The 23,602-nt window shown below is 74.9% G+C and carries 17 protein-coding genes and 1 tRNA gene; 10 read left to right on the top strand and 8 right to left on the bottom strand.

All coding sequences use genetic code 11. The annotated features are described in order from the left end of the window. The first annotated feature begins 806 nt into the window (after positions 1-806). Positions 807-880: transfer RNA gene (locus OMK64_RS13590), tRNA-Gly, on the top strand. 55 nt (positions 881-935) lie between these two features. Here OMK64_RS13590 and OMK64_RS13585 read toward each other — a convergent pair. Continuing rightward, positions 936-1,301, bottom strand: a complete 366-nt coding sequence (locus OMK64_RS13585) for a nuclear transport factor 2 family protein (RefSeq protein WP_272728914.1) — start codon at positions 1,299-1,301, stop codon at positions 936-938. Between the two features lie 274 nt (positions 1,302-1,575). Between OMK64_RS13585 and OMK64_RS13580 the strand changes: the two genes are divergently transcribed. The 5 genes from OMK64_RS13580 (at position 1,576) to OMK64_RS13560 (ending at position 10,719) form a co-directional block, all read left to right on the top strand. Then, on the top strand, positions 1,576-3,366 hold the full coding sequence (locus tag OMK64_RS13580) for an alpha/beta hydrolase (protein WP_272728913.1): 1,791 nt from the start codon (positions 1,576-1,578) through the stop codon (positions 3,364-3,366). Positions 3,367-3,557: 191 nt separating this feature from the next. Continuing rightward, the gene (locus OMK64_RS13575; protein WP_272728912.1) at positions 3,558-4,940 is read left to right on the top strand and encodes a pyridoxal phosphate-dependent decarboxylase family protein; all 1,383 of its coding nucleotides are present in this window, start codon (positions 3,558-3,560) and stop codon (positions 4,938-4,940) included. A 76-nt stretch (positions 4,941-5,016) separates the two neighbouring features. Continuing rightward, a complete protein-coding gene (locus OMK64_RS13570) occupies positions 5,017-6,987 on the top strand; it encodes a glycoside hydrolase family 15 protein (protein WP_272728911.1) in 1,971 nt (656 codons plus the stop codon). A 166-nt stretch (positions 6,988-7,153) separates the two neighbouring features. Next, positions 7,154-9,805, top strand: a complete 2,652-nt coding sequence (locus OMK64_RS13565) for a circularly permuted type 2 ATP-grasp protein (RefSeq protein WP_272728910.1) — start codon at positions 7,154-7,156, stop codon at positions 9,803-9,805. Next, positions 9,802-10,719, top strand: coding sequence for a transglutaminase family protein (locus OMK64_RS13560; protein ID WP_272728909.1), 918 nt, complete (start codon positions 9,802-9,804; stop codon positions 10,717-10,719). Before OMK64_RS13565 ends, OMK64_RS13560 begins: the two co-directional genes overlap by 4 nt. 21 nt (positions 10,720-10,740) lie before the next feature. Here the strand turns inward: OMK64_RS13560 and OMK64_RS13555 are convergent, their stop codons facing one another. Both OMK64_RS13555 and OMK64_RS13550 read right to left on the bottom strand, forming a co-directional pair. Further along, positions 10,741-11,700 (bottom strand): hypothetical protein, encoded by a 960-nt coding sequence (locus OMK64_RS13555; RefSeq protein WP_272728908.1) that lies wholly within the window; start codon positions 11,698-11,700, stop codon positions 10,741-10,743. A 245-nt stretch (positions 11,701-11,945) separates the two neighbouring features. Beyond that, on the bottom strand, positions 11,946-12,509 hold the full coding sequence (locus OMK64_RS13550) for a DinB family protein (RefSeq protein WP_272728907.1): 564 nt from the start codon (positions 12,507-12,509) through the stop codon (positions 11,946-11,948). Between the two features lie 229 nt (positions 12,510-12,738). On the opposite strand from OMK64_RS13550, the gene OMK64_RS13545 reads away from it, so the two are divergent. Continuing rightward, entirely contained in the window at positions 12,739-13,659 is a 921-nt protein-coding gene (locus OMK64_RS13545) for a CPBP family intramembrane glutamic endopeptidase (RefSeq protein WP_272728906.1), read from the top strand. 41 nt (positions 13,660-13,700) lie between these two features. Here OMK64_RS13545 and OMK64_RS13540 read toward each other — a convergent pair whose 3' ends face one another. The 3 genes from OMK64_RS13540 to OMK64_RS13530 form a co-directional block, all read right to left on the bottom strand. Beyond that, positions 13,701-14,090 (bottom strand): DUF779 domain-containing protein, encoded by a 390-nt coding sequence (locus tag OMK64_RS13540; protein ID WP_272728905.1) that lies wholly within the window; start codon positions 14,088-14,090, stop codon positions 13,701-13,703. Positions 14,091-14,229: 139 nt separating this feature from the next. Then, positions 14,230-15,753, bottom strand: a complete 1,524-nt coding sequence (gene exaC, locus OMK64_RS13535) for an acetaldehyde dehydrogenase ExaC (RefSeq protein WP_272728904.1) — start codon at positions 15,751-15,753, stop codon at positions 14,230-14,232. 277 nt (positions 15,754-16,030) lie between these two features. Next, positions 16,031-17,314, bottom strand: coding sequence for a sigma-54-dependent transcriptional regulator family protein (locus OMK64_RS13530; RefSeq protein ID WP_272728903.1), 1,284 nt, complete (start codon positions 17,312-17,314; stop codon positions 16,031-16,033). Positions 17,315-17,601: 287 nt separating this feature from the next. Between OMK64_RS13530 and OMK64_RS13525 the strand changes: the two genes are divergently transcribed. The 3 genes from OMK64_RS13525 (at position 17,602) to OMK64_RS13515 (ending at position 21,678) form a co-directional block, all read left to right on the top strand. After that, entirely contained in the window at positions 17,602-19,722 is a 2,121-nt protein-coding gene (locus OMK64_RS13525; RefSeq protein WP_272728902.1) for a hypothetical protein, read from the top strand. A gap of 53 nt (positions 19,723-19,775) precedes the next feature. Further along, entirely contained in the window at positions 19,776-20,381 is a 606-nt protein-coding gene (locus OMK64_RS13520; RefSeq protein ID WP_272728901.1) for a TetR/AcrR family transcriptional regulator, read from the top strand. A gap of 223 nt (positions 20,382-20,604) precedes the next feature. Beyond that, entirely contained in the window at positions 20,605-21,678 is a 1,074-nt protein-coding gene (locus tag OMK64_RS13515) for a methyltransferase (RefSeq protein ID WP_272728900.1), read from the top strand. Here the strand turns inward: OMK64_RS13515 and OMK64_RS13510 are convergent. Further along, the gene (locus OMK64_RS13510; protein ID WP_272728899.1) at positions 21,657-22,742 is read right to left on the bottom strand and encodes a 1-acyl-sn-glycerol-3-phosphate acyltransferase; all 1,086 of its coding nucleotides are present in this window, start codon (positions 22,740-22,742) and stop codon (positions 21,657-21,659) included. The genes OMK64_RS13515 and OMK64_RS13510 overlap by 22 nt on opposite strands. After that, a complete protein-coding gene (locus tag OMK64_RS13505; RefSeq protein WP_272728898.1) occupies positions 22,739-23,560 on the bottom strand; it encodes a patatin-like phospholipase family protein in 822 nt (273 codons plus the stop codon). Before OMK64_RS13505 ends, OMK64_RS13510 begins: the two co-directional genes overlap by 4 nt. Positions 23,561-23,602 lie beyond the last annotated feature (42 nt).

Here is a 23,602-nt window from a genome sequence, read left to right as displayed (position 1 = left end):
GGGCGTCGCGGCGGGGCGGTGCCGCGGCCTGAGGCGCCGGCGCGGCGGGAGCTTCGTCGCGCTCGTCGTCGTCGGCCTCGTGGCTGCCGCGCTGCTCGTGCTCGCCGACGACGGGCCCCTCGTCGTCGGCGTCGGCGGCTGAGCCGCCCCCGTCGGCGACGACGGCCGCATCCGCTTCTACCTGCCCGGCGCGACCACCCACCTCATCGCCGACCTCAACGGCTACTACTCCGCGACCGCCGACACCGGGTTCGTCCCCGTCACCCCCACCCGCCTGGCCGACACCCGCACCGGCCTGGGCCTGCCCGCACGACTGCGCGCCGGACAGGTCTCCACCCTGACCGTCACCGGCACCACCGTCCCGACCAACGCCACCGCCGCCGTCCTCAACATCACCGGCTCCAACCCCGCCGGCAACACCCACCTGCGCGCCTTCCCCACCACCGTCCCGGCCACCCTGCCCGACATCTCCACCAACAACTTCACCCCCGGCCGCGACGAAGCCAACCTCGCCGTCCTCCAGCTCGGCGACGCCGGACGCGTCTCCTTCTACACCTACTCCGCCGACACCGACCTCGTCATCGACGTCGCCGGCTACTTCCGCTACTGAACCCCCGGGACACCGTCGTCCACACCGCAGGGGGACGACGGCTCCCGGGCCGGGGAGGGTGACGGCGGGCAGTCGTGCGGGCGGGACCCGGGCCCGCGTGAGCCGGGCTTCGCGCGTCGGTGCGCGCCGGGTATGCTGTCCGCGCCGACATCCTGGTGGCTCTGCGCCGACGCGCACGCCACCCCGGGTCGGTCACGCGGGTGTAGTTCAATGGTAGAACTTCAGCTTCCCAAGCTGATGGCGCGGGTTCGATTCCCGTCACCCGCTCCACGACGTACGACGGTCGGCACCCTCGGGGGCCGACCGTCGTCGTGTCAGGCGGGCGTCACTCCGCCGCCGGGTTCCAGCCCGGCATGCCCGGCCAGTGCGCCCACTCCTCGAAGTGCCGGACGCGGCCGTCGCCCGCGAACCGCAGGATCCACAGGTCGCGGTACTCGTGCGGCTCGTCGCCGCCGTAGTGCACCTCGACGCGGACGACCGCGGTGTCCCCCTGCACCGCGACCGGCTCGGCGTGCATCGTGAACGGCACGTCGTCCGGCCAGAACGCGCGCACGGCCTCGATCCCGTCGAGCCCGTCGTCGTAGGCCGAGCGCAGGTAGCGGACGTCGGGCGTGAACAGCTGGTCCAGGCCGGTGACGTCGTTGCCGCGCCACGCCCGCTCGTACCCGTCGACCCACGTCATGACGTCCATGGGGTCGAGTGTCGCGCCCCGCCCCCGGCTCCGCACCGGCAGGCGGGTCCGGTGCCCGCGAGGCGATGCGACGCGCGTCCCCGCAGCGGCGCCGCGCGCTGGTCGCCGAGCGACGGACAGGCCCGGACCAGGGCGGACGTCCAGTTGCGCACGTCCGGTGAAAGGGCTGGTGAGGCCCTTGTGGCGCGCGCGAGGGCGTCGAGAGGGTGGGGGCGGCGCGTGCCGGCCGACAGGTCGCACAGGGGCGGCCGACGGCACGCCGGCAGGGGGAAGCATGCAGTTGCGCAGATCAGCACGCACGCTCGTCGCGGCGCTCGCCGCACTGACCGTCACCGCCGCGGTGGTCCCGACCGCGACCGCCGCGTCCGCGGCACCCACCGGCGGCGACAGGACGTCCCGCACCGAGGCCGCGCGCGTCGACCGCGTGAAGGTCCCCGACCTCGGCTGGTTCGACTGCAGCCCGCTGTTCGGCTCGACCGCGCAGTGCGGGGTGGCAGCGCTCCCGCTCGACTACGACGAGCCGCGCGGCGCCACGACGGAGGTCGCGGTGCTCCGCATCCCGGCGACCGACCCGGCGCGCAAGATCGGCACGCTGTTCCTCAACCCCGGCGGTCCGGGCGGGTCGGGTGTCGAGATCGCGGCCGTCGCGCCGCAGTTCCTCGCGCCGGAGCTGCTCGCGCGCTTCGACATCGTCGGCATGGACCCGCGCGGCACGAACTACAGCAGCAACGTGCAGTGCTTCAAGGACGTCGGCCAGCAGGCCGCGGCCATCTCGGGGCTGACGGACGTCGCGTTCCCCGTCGACTACGCGGAGACCAAGGCCGCGGTCGCGTCGGCGGAGAAGTTCGGGCGCGCGTGCTCGACGACCGGCAAGCCGCTGTCCGGGTCGATGTCGACGGCGGAGGTCGCGCGCGACATGGACGTCCTGCGCCGCACGTTCGGCGACGCGCAGCTCACCTACCTGGGCTTCTCGTACGGGTCGTACCTCGGCAGCGTGTACGCCAACCTGTTCCCGGACCGCGTGCGGGCGCTCGTGATCGACGGCGTGCTCGACCCGACCGCGTGGGCGGGGACGGCCGCGACCGCGTCGGTCCCGCAGACGCAGCGGCTGCGCTCCGGCGAGGGCGCGTGGAAGGCGCTCCAGGAGATCCTCGACCGGTGCGCCGAGGCCGCCGACGTCTGCCAGACGGCGGCGCTCGGTGAGCCGCACGCGGTGTACGACGAGGTGATCGACGGCCTCCAGCAGCAGCCCGTGGACATCGTCGACCCCGACACCGGCGAGGTCGTGTTCACGCTCACGTACGCGACGTTCATCAGCTTCCTGCTGGGCGACCTCTACGCGCCCGACGGCTGGCAGTGGGTCGACTCCGACATCTCCTTCGTCGCGTCGCTGCAGGCCGGCGGGACGGGCACGCCGGAGGGCGCCGAGGCCAACGCCGCCCTCGCCGAGCGGTTCCGCACGGTCCAGGCCGAGCAGGACGCCGCAGCCGCGCAGGAGGCCGCGCAGCGCGCCGCGCTCGGCCTCGGCTTCCCGTACCCGAACGGGCTCGACGCGTTCCAGTCGGTGCTGTGCACGGACGGGCTGAACCCGTCGAAGGCGTCGCAGTGGCCCGCCGCGGCCGAGCGCGCGGACGCGGACGCCCCGGGCTTCGGCCCGCTGTGGACGTGGGCGTCGGCGCCGTGCGCGTCGTCGACGTGGACCGTCAAGGACGAGGACGCCTACCGCGGCCCGTTCTCGCGCTCGTCGGCGCACCCCGTGCTCGTCGTCGGCAACTACTGGGACCCGGCGACGAACTACGACGGCGCTGTGGGTGCCGACGCGGTCCTCGGCAGCAGCCGCCTGCTGTCGAGCGACAGCTGGGGCCACACGGCGTACGGGACGTCGGCGTGCGTGACCGACGCCGTCGACGCCTACCTGCTCGACGGGACGCTGCCTGCCGAGGGCACGGTGTGCGTGGGTGACGCGCAGCCGTTCGTCGTGCCGGACCAGGCGCGCAAGGCCGCACCGCAGCGCGCGCTGCCGCCGGTCGTGCCGCCGCTGCCGGGGGCCGCGCCGCGCGGCTGACGTCGCCGCGCCGCCCGAGTCGCGGGACGCGAGGGCCGGGTGCCGTCCGACGGTGCCCGGCCCTCGTGCGCGTTGACGGCGCCCGGACGCGGGAGAACACTCCGAAGCATGCGGACCCCCGCGGGCGACGGCGCCCGTGGCGCGGCGGGTGCGTGGCCCGGGCGGGCGGCGCGCCACGGACGGTGGTGCCCATGTCCCCGGTCGACGACTACCGCGACCTGCTCGACGCCGCCCGGCACCGGGCGCTCGAGTGGCTGGACCAGGTGCCGGAGCGGCCGATCCCGCCCGCGGTGGACGTCGGCGAGGTCAAGGACGCGCTCGGGCGGACGCTGCCGGAGTCGACGCAGGACCCGCGCGCGGTCCTCGACCGGCTCGCGGACGCGGTCGAGCCCGGGCTGCTGGCCAGCCAGTCGCCGCGGTTCTACGGCTGGGTGATCGGCGGGACGTACCCCGTGGCGCTCGCCGCGGACTGGCTGGTCAGCACCTGGGACCAGAACGGCGGCATGCGGCACGCGTCCCCGAGCACGACGGCCGTCGAGGACCTCGCCGGCGAGTGGCTGCTCGACCTGCTCGGGCTGCCCGCGGCGTCGGCGGTCGGGTTCGTGACGGGAGCGACGACGGCGAACCTCGTCGGGCTCGCCGCCGGGCGCGAGCACGTGCTGCGCAAGACCGGCTGGGACGTCAACGTCGAGGGCCTGACGGGTGCGCCGCGCGTCCGGCTGATCGCGGGCACCGAGCGGCACGCGTCGGTCGACCTCGCGGCGCGCTACCTCGGGCTCGGGGCCGCGCGGCTCGTGCCGTCCGACGACCAGGGGCGCATCGCGGTCGACGCGCTCGCGGACGCCCTGGCCGACGGTGAGGGGCCCGCGATCGTCTGCCTGCAGGCGGGCAACGTGCACTCGGGCGCGTTCGACGACGTGGGCGCAGCCGTCGCGGTCGCGCACGAGGCCGGCGCGTGGGTGCACGTCGACGGCGCGTTCGGGCTGTGGGCGGCGGCGTCGCCGCGGCTCGCGCACCTCACGCACGGGTACGAGACCGCGGACTCGTGGGCGACGGACGCGCACAAGACGCTCAACGTGCCGTACGACAGCGGCATCGCGATCGTGGCCGACCGCGACGCGGCGCGGACCGCGCTCGGCATCCGGGCGAGCTACCTCGTCGCGGCCGAGACGAGCGACCCGCACGAGACCGTCCCCGAGATGTCGCGCCGCTCGCGCGGCGTGCCGGTGTGGGCGACGCTCGCGTGGCTCGGGCGGCAGGGCGTCGCGGCGCTGATCGAGCGGCTCGCGGACGGCGCGACCGCGCTGGCCGAGGCTCTCGCGCGCATCGACGGCGTCGAGGTCGTCAACGACGTCGTGTACACGCAGGTGTGCGTCGCGCTGGCCGACGACGCACGCACGCAGGCGGTCGCGTCGGCGCTGCGCGAGGAGGGCGTCGCCTACGCGTACACGTCGCACTGGCGGGACCGGGACGTCATCCGGTTCTCGGTGAGCAACTGGGCGACCGACGACGGCGAGGTCGCGGCGACGGTCGAGGCGGTGCGACGCGCGGTCGCGTCGGCGGGCGGGAGCTGACGCGGTGTCCGCGCACGTCACACGACCGCAACACGCTCGTGGCGACGGCGACACCGCACGGGACGACGCTGAGGACATGACGCCCGTGCCCCCGCCCGAGGCCCCCTCCCGGGCCGACGTGGCCCTCATGCGCCCGCACCACGGCTCGGACTCGCAGCACCGCTCGGCGTTCCCGGCGATCGCGAGCTACGCGTTCCTGTCGGACTGCGAGTCGAACTGCCTGATCTCGCCGTCGGGCGCGGTCGAGTGGATGTGCGTCCCGCGGCCGGACTCCCCCAGCGTCTTCGCGTCGATCCTCGACCGCGCGGCCGGGTCGTTCCGGGTCGGGCCGCACGGCATCCGCGTCCCGACGGCCCGCCGCTACCTCCCGGGCACGCTCGTGCTCGAGACGACGTGGCAGACCCCGACGGGCTGGCTCGTCGTGCGCGACGCGATGGTCATGGGCCCGTGGCACAACACGACGGAGCGCTCGGCGACGCACCGCCGCACGCCCACCGACGACGACGCCGAGCACATCCTGCTGCGCACGATCATGTGCGTGAGCGGGACCGTCGACCTGCAGGTCGAGTGCGAGCCGGCGCTCGACTACGGCCGCGGGCACACCGAGTGGGAGTACACGGGCGCCGACTACCACGCGGTGCGGACCGTGCCGCAGGAGGAGGGCGACCTCAGCCTCACGCTCACGTCGAGCCTGCGGCTCGGGGTCGACGGGCGCGCGGCGTCGGCGCGGACGCGCATGTCGAACGGCGACAAGGCGTTCGTCGCGCTGTCGTGGTCGCCGCTGCCCGCGCCGCGCACGTGGGAGCAGGCGTCCGACATGTCGTGGCGTACCCAGGAGTACTGGCGGGAGTGGATCACGCTCGGCGTCTTCCCCGACCACCCGTGGCGCACGTACCTGCAGCGGTCGGCGCTCACGCTCAAGGGTCTGACGTACGCGCCGACGGGCGCGCTGCTCGCGGCCGCGACGACGTCGCTGCCCGAGACCCCCGGCGGCGAGCGGAACTGGGACTACCGGTACGCGTGGATCCGCGACTCGACGTTCGCGCTGTGGGGCCTCTACACGCTCGGCCTGGACCGCGAGGCGAACGACTTCTTCGCGTTCATCCACGACGTCTGCCGCGGCAACAAGGACCTGCAGATCATGTACGGCGTCGGCGGCGAGGACCGGCTCGACGAGTCCGAGCTCGGGCACCTGTCGGGGTACGAGGGCGCGCAGCCGGTGCGCATCGGCAACGCGGCGTACGACCAGCAGCAGCACGACGTCTGGGGTGCCGTGCTCGACTCGGTGTACCTGCACGCCAAGTCGCGCGAGCAGCTCCCCGAGTCGCTGTGGCCCGTCCTCAAGCTCCAGGTCGAGGCCGCGATCCGGCACTGGCACGAGCCCGACCGCGGGATCTGGGAGGTCCGGGGCGACCCGCAGCACTTCACGTCGTCCAAGCTCATGTGCTGGGTCGCGCTCGACCGCGGCGCGCGGCTCGCCCGGATGCACGACGAGCACGACTTCGCCGAGCAGTGGGCCAAGCTCGCGGCCGAGATCCACGCCGACATCTGCCGCAACGGCGTCGACTCCCGCGGCGTGTTCGTGCAGCGGTACGGCTCCGACGCGCTCGACGCGTCGCTGCTGCTCGTGCCGCTGCTGCGGTTCCTGCCGCCCGACGACCCGCGCGTGCGCGCGACCGTCCTCGCGATCGCCGACGAGCTCACCGTCGACGGCCTGGTCCTGCGGTACCGCGTCGAGGAGACCGACGACGGGCTCGAGGGCGAGGAGGGGGCGTTCACGATCTGCTCGTTCTGGCTGGTCAGCGCGCTGGTCGAGATCGGCGAGGTCGAGCGCGGACGGGCGCTGTGCGAGCGGCTGCTGTCGTTCGCGTCGACGCTCAACCTGTACGCCGAGGAGATCGACACCCGCACCGGCCGCCACCTGGGCAATTTCCCGCAGGCGTTCACGCACCTGGCGCTCATCAACGCGGTCATGCACGTGATCCGCGCCGAGGAGCGCGCGGGCCACGACGGCATCCACTTCGAACCCCCCAACCGCGGCGGCTGACCCTTCCCGCACCCCGGCGCTCTCCCGTGGACACCCCCCGCGGTGCCCTGCGGGCTGCCGCACACGTCTGGTGTGCGACTTCGTCCCGAGGGAGCGACATCGATGCCTCCGTCTCGGGACGATGTCGCAACCTCTCTGCGGCGCAGCGATGGGACAGACTCTTCCCGTGACGGACCTGCTCTCGACGCCGGTGCGACCGGCCGACGGGTCGGACGCGGGCGTCACGCTCGACGACTTCCGGCCCGACTGGTCGCGCGTCGTCGACCCCGGTGACGAGCCCACGCCCGCCGACCTGGCGCGTGCGCACGCGGAGGCCGAGCGGCTGCTCGCGGACCACGGCGTCACGTACGGCGCCGACGCACCCGACGGCGGTGCGCACCCGTGGCGGCTCGACCCCGCCCCGGTGGTCGTCGACGAGCCCGAGTGGACGGCTCTCGACGCTGGGCTCGTGCAGCGCGCCGAGCTGCTCGACGCGGTCCTGCAGGACGTCTACGGCGCGCGCCGCCTGCTCACCGACCAGCTCCTGCCGCCCACCACCGTGCTCGCGCACCCCGGTTTCCTCCGGCAGGTCGACGGGCTGCGGATGCCCGGCGGGCGCGAGCTCGTGCTCACCGCGACGGACCTCGTCCGGGACGGGTCCGGCCGGTGGTGCGCGGTCGCCGACCGGACGCAGGCGCCGTCCGGTGCGGCGTACGCGATGGAGGACCGCCGCGTCGTCGCGCAGGTCATGGCCGGCACGTACCGGCAGGCGTCGATCCAGCGGCTCGGCCCGTTCTTCCACGCGCTGCGCCAGGCGCTGCGCGACGCGGCGCCCCGCGAGTCCGACGAGCCGCGCGTCGCGCTGCTGTCCTCGGGGCCCGCGAGCGAGACCGCGTTCGACCAGGCGTACCTCGCGTCGATGCTGGGCCTGCCGCTCGTCGAGGGCGGCGACCTGCTGGTCCGCGAGGGGCGCGTCTGGATGCGCGGCCTCGACGGGCTCGAGCGGGTCGACGTGCTGCTGCGCCGCGTCGACGCCGAGTGGTGCGACCCGCTCGACCTGCGCGCCGGCTCGCGGCTCGGCGTCCCCGGCCTCGTCCGGGCGGTGCGTGCGGGGACCGTCAGCCTGGTCAACCCGCTGGGCAGCTCGGTGCTCGAGAACCCGGCGCTGCTCGCGTACCTGCCCCGTCTGGCGCGCACGGTCCTCGACCAGGACCTGCTGCTGCCGTCGGCCGCGACGTGGTGGTGCGGCGAGGACGCCTCCCGGCAGCACGTGCTGACGAACCTCGCGCGCCTCGTGCTGCTGCCGACCGCGCGCGGCACCGACGGCGGCGCGATCCTCGGCTGGACGCTCGGGCACCGCGAGCGCGCCGACCTCGCGGACCGGATCACCGCCGAGCCGTGGGCGTGGGTCGGCCAGGAGCCCGTCGGGCCCGCCGGGCCGGTCGTCGACGGCACGCCCGTGGGCGTCGGGTCCGACCTGCCGACGGCCGACGGCGTGGGGCCCGCCGACCTCGGGCCGCGCGCGGCGGTGCTGCGCACGTTCGCGGTCGCGCACCGGTCCACGTACACCGTGATGGCGGGCGGGCTCGCGCGGGTCGCGCCGCAGGCCGTCGTGTCGTCGGCGACGGGGGCGACGGCGAAGGACGTGTGGGTGCTCGCGTCCTCGGCGGAACCCGTCGCGGAGACCGCCGACGAGGCGCCCGCGGAGACGCTCGTCGCGCGCGTCCCCGCGTCCGGCATCTCGCCGCGCACCGCGGAGAACCTGTACTGGATGGGCCGGTACGCCGAGCGGGCCGAGGACCGCACGCGCGTGCTGCGCGTCGTCGCCGACCGCTGGGACGACTTCCACGCCCGTCCGGCGTCGGTCGGCGGACGTGCGCTCACCGTGCTGCTCACGAGCCTGACCCCCGACGCGCTCCCCACCGAGCACGACGGCGGGACCCCGTCCGGTCCTGCCGCCTCCGCGTCGGACCCCGCCGGGCCGGTCGCGTCCCGGCCGGCCGTCGCGGCGCCACCCGCCTTGCGGGCGCTCGCGCTGGACCCCCGACGGGAGGGGACCGTCGCGCGGTCGGTGCGACGGCTCGGCGCGTGCGCCGCGGCCGTGCGCGACCAGCTGTCGACCGACACGTTCGGCCCGATCGCACGCATCGAGCGCGCGCTGCGCGACGAGCGCGCCCGCAGCCGCACCCCGCGGTCGGCGTCGTCGGCGGCGGACCTCCGCGCCGTCACGGCCGGCCTGCGTCCCGCGCTCGACGGCGTCCTCGAAGGGCTGCTGGCCGTCGCGGGCATCGCCGCCGAAGGGCTCGTCCGGGACGTCGGCTGGCGCCTGCTCGACGCGGGCCGCCGCATCGAGCGCGCGCAGCACCTCGTCGAGAGCCTGCAGGCCACGCTGGTCGACCAGCGCGCGGTGACCGTCGACCGCCTCGTGCTGGAGTCGGTCCTCACGACGCACGAGTCCGTCATCACCGCGCGGCGCCGGTACCAGGGCGGCGCGCGCGTGCCGCAGGTCCTCGACCTGCTGGTGCTCGACCGCACCAACCCGCGGTCGCTCGCCTACCAGCTCGACCGCGTCCAGGAAGACCTCGCGGCCGTGCCCGTCGCGGGCGCGTCGACGGACCAGCGCGATCACCTGCTCGGCGACGTCGTCGCGCTCGTCGAGGAGCTCGACCCCGTCGCCGTGTCGGTCGTCGGCACGGACGGCCGGCGGACCCGCCTCGCCGAGACCCTCGAGTCGATGCGCTGGCGCCTGCGCTCCGCCGCCGACGAGATCGAGAAGGTCCACTTCGTCCGGCCCGCGCCCGGCCAGGCGCTCGAGGACCTGTGGGACGCCCCCGCATGACCCGCACCTACGACCTCGTGCACCGCACGACGTACACCTACGCGCAGCCCGTCACCGACTCCTACGGCCGCACGACGCTCACGCCCCGCGACGTCCCCGGCCAGACGTGCCTCGCGACGACGCTCGACATCGACCCGGCGCCCGCCGACACCGCCGCGCACGTCGACTACTTCGGCAACCGCACGACGTACTTCGGGGTCACCGAGCCGCACACGCGTCTCGTCGTGACGTCGCGGTCGACCATCGAGGTGTCCCGGGCGGCCGAACCCGAGCCCGACCGGCTGCCGACGATGCCGTGGGAGGAGGTCGCCGAGTCGGTCCGCCACGGCGTCGCGACGGCCGACGAGCACGCGCTCGTCCGGCTGCGCGAGGCGCTGCTCCCGTCACCGCACGTGTCCCGCACGCAGGCGGTCCGCGACTTCGCGGCCCCGACGCTCACGCCGGGCCGCCCGATCGGCGAGGTGCTCGTCGACCTCGCGCACCGCATCCGCACCGAGCTCACGTACCGCTCGGGGTCGACCACCGTGCACACGACGCAGGACCAGCTCCTCGCGCAGCGCGCGGGCGTCTGCCAGGACTTCGCGCACCTCATGATCGCCGCGCTGCGCCTGCACGGCCTGCCCGCCCGCTACTCGTCCGGGTACATCGAGACGCGCCCGCCCGCGGGCCGCGAGAAGCTGCGCGGCGCCGACGCGTCGCACGCGTGGGTGTCGGCGTGGGCGCCCGGGGCCGGGTGGGTCGAGATCGACCCGACCAACGACCAGCTCGTCGACGACCGGTACGTGCTGCTCGGGTGGGGGCGCGACTACCACGACGTCCCGCCGCTGCGCGGCGTCATCTTCACCGAGGGCCGCGGCGCGCACCCGTCGGTCCAGGTCGACCTGGTCCCGTCGGGCAGCGACCCCTTCGTCTGACGCGACGCGCCGGCCGGCCGGTCAGCGCAGGTCGCGGCTGCGGTCGACGAGCTCGTCCGGCGTGACGACGAACCCGCCGCTGTCGACGACCGTCCCGCCCGCGACCCGCCACAGCGTCGCCGCGACGCGCGCGACCGACGGCGTGACGCGCGAGCGCGCGATGAGGTGCAGCTGCGACGGCTGCTCCGCGAGCAGCTGCGTCGGGTCGGTCGGCTGCCACGCGACGTGGTACGCCCACGTGCCGTACTGCCGCTGGTCGACGGTCGACAGCACGAGCGGCACCTCGCGGGCGCGCGACGCGCGGATCGTCACGACGCCGTCGTACTCGAACGCCGCGGACACCGAGAACGGCTGCGCCGTCGGGTCGGCCGCCGACGGCGCAGGTGCGTCGGCGGGCCCGATGCGTGCGCCCGCGAGCGCGGGGCGGACCAGCGGGACCACGTCCTGCGGTGCGAGCGGGAGCGAGGACCAGAGCGTGAGGTCGACGGCCGCGGCGGGGTCGGGCGCGACGACGCGCGACCCGTCGGCGGGGAGGACCGCACCGGCCACGCGGCGGGCTGCCGCGACGGTCCACCCCTCGGCGAGCTCGTGCCGTCCCGACCGCGCGGGCACCGCGGCGTCCGGGTCCGCGGCCGCGTCGGGCTCCGCGCCGGTGACGAGCGTCCAGGCGTCGAGCTCGCGGGCGCCGAGGCCGAGCGCGCGGGCGACGGGCTCGCCGAGCCGGACGGGCCCGTCGAGCGCGGCGGTCGCGTCGAGCCGGAGGAGGCCGGTGGTGGGGCGGGGCGCCTCGACGACGATGCCGCGGAACCGCGCGCCCGTCGGCCGGGCAGCTGCGGGGCGCTCGCCGGGATCGAGCGGCTGGCGGTCCCAGGCGGCGCCGGGGAACCACGCCGCGGCGAGCGGGCGCACGTCGGTGCCGGCGGGCAGCAGCAGCACGTGCCGGCCGACGAGGGGCGCGGGGATGACCTCGGCCAGGATCATGCGCGGACCGTACCGCCGGATTGCTGCGGGCAGGTTTCGGCGTGGTGTCGGACGCGGCGAGTCGGCCGGACACGCCGGATTCGCAGGTCAGCGCCTAATCGGTTCAGGTGTCCACATCGTCGTAACCCTTTGCACACCGCTGTGGACAGACCCTGTGGACAAAAGTTGCGGCGCCCCCGGGGCCACACGCCGCCGGACGTCCCGGTCGGCGGTGACGGGGGCGCCGCCGCGGCTCGTCGACGGCGTCAGGCGCGCACGTCGTGCAGGTGGTGCACGAGGTCGTGCACGAAGTACTGGCCGAGGGTGCGGACCGTGAACACCGACCCGTTCGACCGCCGACCCGGCCGCTCCACCTGGTCCTCACGCACCGCGTCGAACCGGTCGGCGATGACGTCGGCCGCGTCGGCGAGCTCGTCCGCGACGACCACCGGGTCCTGCAGGTCGTACCGGTCCGCGACCGCGGTCGCGTCCTGGTCCCAGTTCTCGAACAGCGGGTCGTCCTCGTCGAGCATGAGCTGCAGCCGGCCGTCGAACACCCGGAGCACGTCCCGCACGTGCGCGCCGTACTCGAGGACGCTCCACACCTGCGGCTCGGGCCGCACGCGCGCGTCCTGACGGTTGAGGGCCGAGATCCACCGCGGCGTGAGGTCGCGGACCGTGCCGCCGATCGCGCGCACGTCGACGTCCGCGGCCTGGAAGCCGCACTCGGGGCACGGCTCGCGCAGCACCCACGTCCAGTCCTTGGTGTCGGGCTCGATCGCCGGGGCGGACGGGGCGGCGGGGGCGTCGGTCGTCGGCTCGCTCGTCATGCCCGCACGCTAGACGCTCCGCGGCGCCGTGTCGCCGCCTCGTCCACACCTGTCGGCGACTCGACGTCGTGTGTCCCTCGAGCCTCCCCCCGGACCGCCCCGACGGGCCGCAGCGGGGCTCTCGCGAGACGGGCGGACGCCGTCCACGGGCGATACGTTCGACGAGCGCGCTCGTCGTCGACGCGAGCGCACCAGCGGACAGCCAGCCCCGCACGGACGGAGACCGACCATGACGAGCACGCCCCCCGCACCCCCGTCCCGTTGGCAGGCGTTCTGGGACCGGGGCGGTCTCGCCCGCGCGGTCCTGGTCGCCGCGACGTACCTCGCGCTCTACCTCGCCGGAGGACAGCTCGTCGGCGCGCTGTTCCGCGACCGGGTGGACGCCGACGACCTGTTCGCGTCGGCGGAGAGCGTCGCCTTCGGCCTGCTCGCGCCTCTCGTGCTCGGGGCGGTGGCGCTCGTCGTGTTCGTCACCTCGGTGCGGTGGTGGGGACCGCTGTTCGGCCCGCAACCCGTCCGCGGGCGGCGATGGATGTGGATCGCGCCGGTGCTGGTCGTGGTCCCGGTCGCGCTGCGCCTGCTCGGGATCGACTACGCCTCCTACGCCGCCGGTGTGGTGGCCGTGACGCTCCTCGCCGGGTTGTTCGTGGGCTTCGTCGAGGAGCTGCTCACGCGCGGCATCGTCGTGAAGATGCTGCGCGACTCCGGGCGGTCCGAGTGGGTCGTCATGGTCGTGTCGTCGCTCGTGTTCGCACTGCTGCACTCGGCGAACCTGCTGTCCGGCATGTCTCCCGCGACCGTCGGCTTCACGGTCGTCTACACGTTCGGGTTCGGCGTCGCGATGTACCTGACGCTGCGGGTGACCGGCAGCCTGCTGTGGCCGATCCTCCTGCACGGCCTGTTCGACCCCACGCTGTTCCTCGCGACCGGCGGCATCGACGAGGTGGCGGAGGGCGCCGCCGTGAACCCGCTGCTCACGCTCGCCGGTCCGTTCAACTTCCTGTTCATCGCGCTCGGCGTCGTCGCGCTGTTCCTCGCGCGGGCCGTCGACGTGCGTCGGGCGGGCTCCCCTCCCGGCACGGGAACGGGCACCGACAGCTCAGCGGGCGCCACGGGCCCCGCGCCCGCGACCGACCGTCCCGTCGCCTGACGGGGACCGCGTCGCCTGGTGGCCACCCCGCCCGATGCTGGTCAGAGGACGCCGGCGGCGTGCAGCGCGCCGTACTCGTCGTCGGTCAGCACGCGCGATCGCAGCAGGAACCGCACCCCCTCGGGCGCCTCGAGCGAGAACCCCGCACCGCGGCCGGGCACCAGGTCGATCGTCAGGTGGGTGTGCTTCCAGTACTCGTACTGGGCGCGCGTCATCCACACCGGCACGCTCCCCCCGTCGCCCAGGTCGAGGTCGCCCAGGTGCACGTCGACGTCGCCCGTGATCAGGTCGCCCGCGGGGTAGCACATGGGCGACGACCCGTCGCAGCAGCCCCCGGACTGGTGGATCATCAGCTCGCCGTGCTTCGCGCGCAGCGTCCGCAGCATGTCGAGCGCGGCCTCAGTCGCCGCGACCCGCTCCGGCAGTCCCATCTCGACTCCTCCCCCGCCCGGCGACGACCGGTGCCCCGGCCGGCCGCCGTCGGGCGGCGTCGCTCGTCGTCCTGACCCGGCCCCGCGATCGCGGCGGAAGCTCCCCTCCGAACCTCCGCCGCGACCGCGTGCCCGCCCGTCAGAACAGCCCGAGCGACTCCTGCGTGTACGACACGAGGAGGTTCTTCGTCTGCTGGTAGTGGTCCAGCATCATCTTGTGGTTCTCGCGGCCGACGCCCGAGCCCTTGTAGCCGCCGAACGCCGCCGCCGCGGGGTACGCGTGGTAGCAGTTCGTCCACACGCGGCCCGCCTCGATGTCACGGCCGGCCCGGTACTGGATCGCCGCCTCGCGGGACCAGACGCCGGCACCGAGGCCGTACAGCGTGTCGTTGGCGATGGAGATGGCGTCCTCGTAGTCCGAGAACGACGTCACCGCCACGACCGGGCCGAAGATCTCCTCCTGGAAGACCCGCATGGAGTTCTTCCCCTCGAAGATCGTCGGCGTCACGTAGTACCCGCCCGCCAGGTCGCCCGACAGCTCCGCCCGGTGCCCGCCCGTCACCACCCGCGCCCCCTCCGCGCGGCCGATGTCCAGGTAGGACAGGATCTTCTCGAGCTGGTCGTTCGACGCCTGCGCGCCGACCTGGGTCTCCGTGTCGAGCGGGTCGCCCTGGCGCATGCTCTCCGTGCGCAGCTTCACGGCCTCCAGGAACTCGTCGTAGATGGATTCCTGGATGAGCGCGCGCGACGGGCACGTGCACACCTCGCCCTGGTTGAGGGCGAACATCGCGAAGCCCTCGAGCGCCTTGTCGTAGAACCCGTCCTTCTCGCGCGCGACGTCCTCGAAGAAGATGTTTGGGCTCTTGCCGCCGAGCTCCAGGGTCACCGGGATGATGTTCTGGCTCGCGTACTGCATGATCAGGCGGCCCGTCGTGGTCTCGCCCGTGAACGCGACCTTGCGCACGCGCGGCGACGACGCGAGCGGCTTGCCCGCCTCGACCCCGAACCCGTTGACGACGTTGACGACGCCCGCGGGCAGCAGGTCCCCGATCAGCTCCATGAGCAGCAGGATCGACGCGGGCGTCTGCTCGGCCGGCTTCAGCACGACGGCGTTGCCCGCCGCCAGCGCCGGGGCGAGCTTCCACGTCGCCATGAGGATCGGGAAGTTCCACGGGATGATCTGCGCGACGACGCCCAGCGGCTCGTGGAAGTGGTAGGCGATCGTGTCGCCGTCGATCTCCGAGATCGACCCCTCCTGCGCGCGGATCGCGCCCGCGAAGTAGCGGAAGTGGTCGATCGCGAGCGGGATGTCGAACGCGAGCGTCTCGCGCACCGGCTTGCCGTTCTCCCACGCCTCCGCCGCCGCGAGCATCTCGAGGTTCTGCTCCATGCGGTCCGCGATCGTGTTGAGGATGACGGCCCGCTCGGTCGCGGTCGTCCGCCCCCACGCGCGCGCGGCACCGTGCGCCGCGTCGAGCGCACGCTCGATGTCGTCGGCGTCGCCGCGGCCGACCTCGGTGAACGTCCGGCCCGTCACCGGGCTGGGGTTCTCGAAGTAGCGGCCGGACGCGGGCGCGACGAACTCGCCGCCGATCCAGTGGTCGTAGCGGTCGCGGTAGGAGATGAGGCTGCCGGGCTGTCCCGGCGGCGCGTAGACGGTCATCACGCCTCCCTGGCGGGGTCCGCGGGCGGAGGCTTGTGGCGCACCCGCGGTCGCGGCGTCGTTGCCGCGACACGTCCACGCTAGGCACGGGCCGTTGCACGACCGTTGCACCGCCCTCCGGGTCAGCGGTCGGCGCGGCACCGCCGAGCCGACCTCGACGTGCAATAGCCCGCTGCCCGCTGCCCGCTGCCCGCGAGCACAACATTGCGTGCGCTTCCGGCCCTCCGTGCGCGCCTGATGTTGTGCTCGTCGCGCTCGGACCGCCGCGACGTCGGGGTCAGCCGGCGCGGTGGGTCGCCAGGCGGCGGGCCAGGAGGTCGAGGCGGCCGCGGGCCTGGACGTGCGCCGGGGTGCCGCGCGGGGCGAGGACGGCGAGGCGCTGCCACGCCTGCCAGTCGTCGGCGCCGTCGTCGGACGACACCCACCGGGACACCGCGCCCTCCTCGTGGCTGGCCAGCACGGCGGCGCGCAGGTCGGCGCGCAGGTCCTCGCGGATGCGCTCGACACCGGGTGCGACGGAACGCGGCAGGACGAGGCCGGGGTGGTTGGCGAGCGCGGCGACCACGTCGCCGACCTCGAGCAGCCTGCGCACGGTGTCGGCGTCGGAGCGGACCGGCGCGGTGAGGCGGTACGGGCGGGACGGCGACAGCAGGGGGCCGACGACGCGGCGCAGGCGCGACACCTCGGCGCGCACGGTCACGTCGGAGAGCACGTCGTCGCTCAGCTGCACGGCGAGCTCGTCGGCGGTCAGACCGCCGGGGTGCTGCGCGAGGAGCAGCAGGATCTCGGCGTGCCGCAGCGTGAGCCGCACCTCGCGGCCGTCCAGCGTCAACGTCGGGACCGCGGGACCCAGGACGCGCAGACGAGGGCAGGCGGACGCGCGCTGACCACCGGTGACCGCCGCGACCGTCCGGTCCGACGGGAGCTGCAGGACGGGCGCGACCGCGGCGCGTGCGAGCTCGGCCTCGACGGCGGCGACGGTCGCCCGGACCAGCGACATCATCACGGCGGTCGCGACGACGGGTCCGCCCGTCACGTCGAGCACCCCGAGCACCTGACCGGACGGGGCGCGGACGGGCGCGGCGGTGCAGTTCCACGGGTGCACGGTCCGCGCGTAGTGCTCGGTGCCGACGACCTGCGCGGGTCGCTCGGTGACCAGCGCGACGCCGGGCGCGTTCGTCCCCGCCCGGTCCTCGCTCCACACGGCACCCTCGACGAACCCGACGCCCTCGACCTTGCGGCGCACGTCGCGGTCGCCCTCGACCCACAGGAGCCGGCCGGCGTCGTCGGTCAGCGCGGTGATCCACCCCGCGCCCGCGCCCGGGCGTACGAGAAGGTCGCGCACGACGGGCATCGCGGCCGAGAGCGCGTGGCCGCGGCGGTAGGTCGTGAGGGTGCGACCGGCCATGTCGACGGGCGGCGCGGGGACCTCGGGGTCGACGCCGCTGCGCGCGCTGCGTCGCCACGAGTCCGCGACGAGGCGTCGGACGTGCTGCCCGGCGAGCCGTCCGGTCGTGACGAAGTGCTCGTGGGCGACCCGCACGGAGTCGTGCTGCGACATGACTCTCCCCTCGACCCACCGCCGAGCACTGCCCCCGTGTCCCGAGTGTACGAATCGTCCGCAGTTCCCGCGCGGGTGTCCGCGGACGTGTCGCCCGCGCCGGCGGGATGCTTGCCAGAACTCCCGTCGACGACGCGTACTTCCCGGCCCCGCGCGTGCTCCTTCCCCTCGGGCGGCCGACGGCCGGGCGCCCGGTCTGCGCGGGCACCGTCGGTTGCCCGATCGGGCACGGCCTGCCTCGGCCGGGCACCGCGCGACTAGCCTGACGAGGGTCGAGGGAGACGCCGATGGCCGAGCGCATCTGCGAGGTGTGCGGCGCCGCGAACCCGGCGACGGCGGAGTTCTGCCGGGTGTGCGACACGTACTTCGGCTGGGACGGCGGCCAGCAGCCGTCCGGCCCGACGGGCGCGCCTACGACAGGGACGCCCGCGACGGGAGGACCGTCGGCCGGCGGGACGGCGACGGGCGGGCCGGCGACGGGCCCGGCCTCCACGGCGACGACGACGGCACCCGCTCCGACCACCACCCCCACGGCGACGACGCCGATCAGCGGTGCGCCGGCTGCGACGACGCCCGCACCCGCGACGCCGGGGACAGGGACGGGACCGCTCGGCACGACCGCCGCGGCCGGTGCGACCGGACCGACGCCCACCGAGCTGCGGCCCGAGGAGCGCGCCGAGGTCCCCGTCGTGTCGCCCGAGCAGGCGGCGGTCGTCGTCACCAAGGACACCCCGGGGACGTTCACGCTGTCGCTGAAGAACGTCTCGCCGGTCGTCGACGGGATGGTCGTGCACGCGCTCGCGCCGCCGTCCTGGCTGGTGGTGACCCACGACGACGCGAACCTCATGCCCGGCGAGGCGCGCACGGTCACGGTGACGCTCGCGGCACGTCCCGGCGAGCCGGTGGTCGCGCAGAACCTCGACCTGCCCATGCTCGTGCGCTCGTCGCTCGACCCGACCAAGGCCGCGCCCGTCGCGGTGCGCGTCACCGTGCCGCCGTACGGCCCGCCGCCGACGCTCACGCCGCGTCCGCACCTGCTCCAGCTCGACGACGCGACCGACGGCGCGTTCACGGTGACGGTCGACAACCGGGCGTCCAACCACCCGCGGCACTACGCGCTGACCGTGCAGGACGACGAGGACGTCGTGCGGGCCGACGTCGTCCCGCCCGCCGTGGACGTCCCGGCGCTCGGCACCGCGGACGTGCGCGTGCGGTTCAGCGCACCCGCCCTGGACCCTGGCCGCGACGCGACCCGGCGGCTCACGCTGTCGGCGTCCGACGACGACGGGCCCGTGGCGACGTCGGTCACGGTCGTGCAGCGCACCGCCGCGATCGAGGAGCCCGAGCCGTTCACCGTGCGGCTCGAGCCGAGCCACCTGCACGTCGTCGGGACGGACACGGGCGCGTTCGACGTCATCGTCGACAACCGCGCGGAGGACGACGGGCTCGCGGTCGACGTGACCGGCCGCGACCCGCAGCGTCTCGTCGCGTTCTCGTTCGGGCACGACCGGTTCGTGGTGCCGGGCGGCCGGGCGACGCGCGTGCACGCGCTGCTGCGGACGAGCGCCCCGGCCCCGGGCACGTCGGCGTCCCGCCCGTTCTCGGTCGTCGTGTCGGACGGTCGACGCGAGGTCGAGGCGACGGGCGTGCTCGACGTGAGCGCACCCGCGGACCCGATCACGACGGCCCGCGTCGCGCTGCACCCGGCGACGCTCGCGACCGAGGCGCGCCGGGGTTCGTTCGCGGTCGACGTCGACAACCGCGCGGGCACCTCACCCCTCTCGGTGCGGATGACGGCGCGCGACGAGCTCGGGCAGGCGCGGTTCACGTTCTCGCAGGACCAGCTCACGGTCGCGCCCGGTCAGGTCGCGCGCGTGCAGCTCTCGTTCGACGCGCCCCTGCCCGACGGCGGGACGCAGCGGTCCCGCGCGGTGACCGTCGTGGCGAGCGACGCCGCCGGGTCCGTCGAGGGTGCCGCGACCCTCACGCAGAGGGCGCGCGACTGGCGGCCGGTGGCGAAGCTGTGGCTGGTCTGGCTCGGCGCGCTCGCGATGCTCGCCGGTGCGCTGCTGCCGTGGCTCGACGGGCAGGTCGTCGACCTCGAGCTCGTCGTGACGGAGGCGTCGACGGGCAACGAGGTCGCGATCAGCATCGCGGCCGCGGTCGCGGCGACCCTGCTGGTCGCGCTGCTCGCGCTCATCATGCTGCTCGGGCTGACCGGGACGGGGAAGCAGATCCGGCGGTCGGCGATCCTCGCCGCGCTGCTCGGGATCGGCGCGCTCGTCGCGCAGCTGCAGTTCCCCGTCGACGATGCGTTCGTCGTGACCAACGGCGTGCCGCTGATCCTCGTCGGCGCCGTGCTCGGGTTCATCGGCGGCGTGTTCGCGCGACCGCGAACGCGCGCCTGACCAGCGCGCGGGCACGGGGACGGGTTTCTGACAGAACGTGAGACGATGTCACCATGCCCAAGATCATCGGCGGGTCGCTGCACGAGCACCGCGAGCAGACGCGCAGCAAGCTCTTCGCCGCGCTGTCCGCCCTCATGGCCGAGCGCGGCTTCGACGCCATCACGCTCGCCGAGATCGCCCAGGCCGCCGGCGTCGGGCGCACCGCCGTCTACAACCACTTCCCCGACAAGGAGGCGCTGCTCCTCGGCTTCATCACGCACGAGACCGAGCAGTACACCGCCACGCTCCAGCGCTCGCTCGACGACATCGACGACCCCGTCGAGCAGCTGCGCACCTACGTCCGGCAGCAGGCGTCCCTGACCCGCGTCTACCACGTCGCCCCCGGACCCGAGCTGCGCTCGGTCCTGTCCCGCGGCGCCCAGCAGCGCGTCCGCGAGCACGTCGTCGTCGTCGAGCAGATCCTGCGCCGCATCCTCGCCGCCGGGATCGAGGCCGGCGTCTTCCCCGACCAGGACGTCGACACGATCGTCCCGCTCGTCAACGCGTGCCTGTCCGGCCGGGGCGTGCCCAGGAGCGGCGCCGAGCGCGAGCGCGCGATCGAGCAGACCGAGACGTTCGTGCTCCGCGCCGTCGGCGCCCTCACGCCCGTCCCCGCCTGACGTGCCGCACCGCGACAGCCGACCCGGCAGACGCCCCGGGCCGGGCGGCCAGGGCCGTCCCGGCGGGGGGGAGCGCCGAGACGACGAGCAGCGCCACGAGCGGCACGAGCGGCGGGGCAGGCAACCCGCCTCACGGCCGGCACGCGATCGGAAGACACCACCGACCGCAGCCCGGCCGACCGGGACGCTGGTCGAGCTCACCTACCTCGACGGGCTGCGGGACGTGCTGCACGACGAGGTCGTCGAGGTGTTCGCTCCGCGACGTGCGCCCGTCGACGTCGCCGGTCGGGACGACGCGCTCGCGGTCCGTCTCGACGGCCCCCTCGCCGACGTGCTGCGGCTGCGCACCGCGGTCGCCGCGTACGTGTCGCTGCACTTCGACGTCCCCCGCCCACGGTCGCTGACCAGCGGCGACCACCTGGCACGGATCGTCGACGCCGTCTACGCGTCGCTGCGCGTCGCGGGCTCGTCGTCGTTCCGGTTCGAGGCGGCCGGGTCGGACTCCGCGGTCTTCGCCCGCCTGGCCGACCTGCTGCACGACGCGACCGGCCTGCTGCACGACCCCGCCGACGGTCAGCTGGTGATCCGCGTGCGTCGCGGCGCACGCCCGACCGGCGACGCACGCCCGACGGCCAGGGGTGCGCGGTCGAGACCTGACGACGCGCGCGGCCGCGCCGCCGACGTCGACCCCGGCTGGGACGTGCTCGTACGCGTCGGCCCGCGCCCGCTGTCCGCCCGGACGTGGCGCGTCGCCGACTACCCCGGTGCGCTCAACGCGACGATCGCGGCGGCGATGGTCCGCCTCGGCGGCGTGCGCGACGAGGACCGCGTGCTCAACCTCATGTGCGGCTCGGGCACGCTGCTCGCCGAGCGCCTGCTGGCCGGGCCTGCCGCGAGCGCCGTCGGTGTCGACACGTCCGCCGAGGCCCTCGACGCGGCCCGCGCCAACCTCGCCGCCGCGCACGTCCGCGCGACGCTCGTCGCCGCCGACGTCCTCACGAGCGCCCCCGGTCCCGACGGGCCGTGGCAGGCCGGCGCGTCCGACCTGGTGCTGGTCGACCCGCCGTGGAGCGGGCTGCACGGCGACCACGCGTCGGCCGTCGACGTGCACGCGGGGGTCCTGCGTGCCGCACGGGCGGCCGCGGCACCGGGAGCGCGCTGCGTCGTCGTGACGCACGAGGTCAAGGTCATGGAGCGCTGCCTGCGCGAGGCGTCGGCGCTGTGGTCCGTGCGCGAGACGCTGCGGGTGTTCGCGAAGGGCCACCACCCGCGCGTCTACGTGCTCGACGCGGTCTGACCGCTCACCGGGCGGCCGGTGGTCCCGTCGGCGTCGACCGGCGGCTCGTTCTCCTCGATCCACTCGTCGATGCGCAGCCACGAGGCGAACAGCCACTCCTCGGCGGCGACGCGGTCGCGCGGCACGTCCGCGGGCGCGACGCTCCACCCCTTCATGACGATCCGCTTGTCCATGGGCAGCTCGCGCCAGATGTCGTGCACGGTGACCAGCCGGTCGAGACCGGTGTGCCCGACGAACACGACCCCGGCGTCGGGCGCCTCGTCGAGCGCGGACAGCACCCCGCCCGCGTGCGGCGCCATGACGTTCGTCATCTGCTCGGCCTGCACGGCGAGCTCGTCGCGGCCCTCGCGCCGCAGCGCGTCGATCCGCGCGCGCCGTCGTCGGGGCGTGAAGTTGCCGCCCTCGGGGAAGATCAGCAGCGCGCCACGGGGTCCCAGCCCGTCGGCCAGGTCACCGACGGCCGCGGCCAGGCCCGGAGAACCGTCGCGGCGGGCCTTGCGCGGGGTGATGAACTGCGTGGGCAGGCGGTTGAGCAGCACGTCGATCGCCGGGTCCCACTGGAGGGTGTCCTTGAGGACGATCCGCGGCTCGCGGTCGAACCAGTTGAGCAGCGCGTGGACCAGGATGAACGAGTCGCCGGGTCCGGCGTGCCGGCTCGCGACGACGATCGGCTGCCCGGTGAGGACGGTGCCGAGGTCGGCGTCGACGATGTCGATCCTCAGCCGCAGCGTCCAGCGGACCTGCCAGAACAGGACCTGCATCATGCGGCGGGCGAGCCGGTAGTGCGCCCGCTCGAACGCCGGGCGGTGGATCGCCCACCCGAACCCGGACCCGATCCACAGCCCGAGCAGCGCGACGAGGCACGCGGCGTCCCACAGCACGTAGAAGCTCGCCATCCAGAGCGCGCGCGAGACGCGCAGCCGCCCGGGCAGGGCCCACGTGACCGCACCGAGCACCAGCAGGATCAGCATGAGGCTCGTCGGGACGAGCAGGACGGCGAGCGCGACGATCGCGGGTGCCAGCACGACCCGCCGCACCCACCGGGGCGGCAGCCGCCAGGTCATGACCGGGCCTCGAGGTAGGCGCGCGTCGCCTCGCGGGCGGCGTCGATGCGTCGTCGGGTCGCGTCCATCCGCCGGTACGACCCGAGCTTCTCGTCGCCGGGTGCCGGGCCGCCGCTCGGCAGGACGTGCACCGCCACGCCTTTCGGGACGCGCTCGATCTCGCGCGTGAACCGGTGCCGGCGCGCGATCTCGAAGCTCACCCGCGCGACGTCGCTCGGCTTCTCGGGCGCCACGACCGCCTCCTCGATCCGTCCGACCTGGAGCACGTACACCGTCGTCGCGCCGCGGTCCACGGCCTCGCCGAGCGGGATGGAGTTCACGATCCCACCGTCGACGAAGTGCTCGTCGCCGATCCTCGTCGGCGGCAGGACGCCGGGCACGGACGACGACGCGAGCACGGCCGGGATGAGCGGACCGCTGTCGAACCAGCGTTCGGCGGTCCGCTCGATGGAGGCCGCCGCGACGGCCAGGGGCACCTCGAGCTGCTCGAACGTGCGGTCGGCGCCCAGCATCTCCTCGAGCAGCGCGCGCAGCGGCGCGGGGTCGTTGAGGTGCGTCTTCGACCGGGCGAGCCGGCGCAGCTGCTTGGGCCACGAGTCGCCGTAGACGGCGGCGGCGGCCGGGGACGCCCACGCCTCCAGGAGCGTCTCGACGACCGCGGGCGTCGGGTCCGCCGCGACGGCCGCACCGTTGATCGCACCGATCGACGTGCCGACGACGGTGTCGGGCCGGATGCCCGCCTCGAACAGCGCCTGGAGCATGCCGACCTGCACGGCGCCGCGCACACCGCCGCCGCCCAGGACGAACCCCACCGTCATGTCCGGATCGTGGCACAGCCGACGACGCGGGGCCCAGCGACG

Origin of the sequence: Cellulomonas fimi, assembly GCF_028527925.1 — a bacterium.
Classification (GTDB): domain Bacteria; phylum Actinomycetota; class Actinomycetes; order Actinomycetales; family Cellulomonadaceae; genus Cellulomonas; species Cellulomonas fimi_C.
This window is presented reverse-complemented; position numbering and strand designations above follow the sequence as displayed.

Coding starts and splice junctions, on each gene's coding strand:
- OMK64_RS13550 (WP_272728907.1), bottom strand. CDS start 12,509: ATGACGAGCGAGCCGACGACCGACGCCCCCGCCGCCCCGTCCGCCCCG.
- OMK64_RS13540 (WP_272728905.1), bottom strand. CDS start 14,090: ATGGGACTGCCGGAGCGGGTCGCGGCGACTGAGGCCGCGCTCGACATG.
- OMK64_RS13570 (WP_272728911.1), top strand. CDS start 5,017: ATGACGCCCGTGCCCCCGCCCGAGGCCCCCTCCCGGGCCGACGTGGCC.
- OMK64_RS13555 (WP_272728908.1), bottom strand. CDS start 11,700: ATGATCCTGGCCGAGGTCATCCCCGCGCCCCTCGTCGGCCGGCACGTG.
- OMK64_RS13575 (WP_272728912.1), top strand. CDS start 3,558: ATGTCCCCGGTCGACGACTACCGCGACCTGCTCGACGCCGCCCGGCAC.
- OMK64_RS13580 (WP_272728913.1), top strand. CDS start 1,576: ATGCAGTTGCGCAGATCAGCACGCACGCTCGTCGCGGCGCTCGCCGCA.
- OMK64_RS13505 (WP_272728898.1), bottom strand. CDS start 23,560: ATGACGGTGGGGTTCGTCCTGGGCGGCGGCGGTGTGCGCGGCGCCGTG.
- OMK64_RS13585 (WP_272728914.1), bottom strand. CDS start 1,301: ATGGACGTCATGACGTGGGTCGACGGGTACGAGCGGGCGTGGCGCGGC.
- OMK64_RS13520 (WP_272728901.1), top strand. CDS start 19,776: ATGCCCAAGATCATCGGCGGGTCGCTGCACGAGCACCGCGAGCAGACG.
- OMK64_RS13530 (WP_272728903.1), bottom strand. CDS start 17,314: ATGTCGCAGCACGACTCCGTGCGGGTCGCCCACGAGCACTTCGTCACG.
- exaC (WP_272728904.1), bottom strand. CDS start 15,753: ATGACCGTCTACGCGCCGCCGGGACAGCCCGGCAGCCTCATCTCCTAC.
- OMK64_RS13525 (WP_272728902.1), top strand. CDS start 17,602: ATGGCCGAGCGCATCTGCGAGGTGTGCGGCGCCGCGAACCCGGCGACG.
- OMK64_RS13560 (WP_272728909.1), top strand. CDS start 9,802: ATGACCCGCACCTACGACCTCGTGCACCGCACGACGTACACCTACGCG.
- OMK64_RS13510 (WP_272728899.1), bottom strand. CDS start 22,742: ATGACCTGGCGGCTGCCGCCCCGGTGGGTGCGGCGGGTCGTGCTGGCA.
- OMK64_RS13545 (WP_272728906.1), top strand. CDS start 12,739: ATGACGAGCACGCCCCCCGCACCCCCGTCCCGTTGGCAGGCGTTCTGG.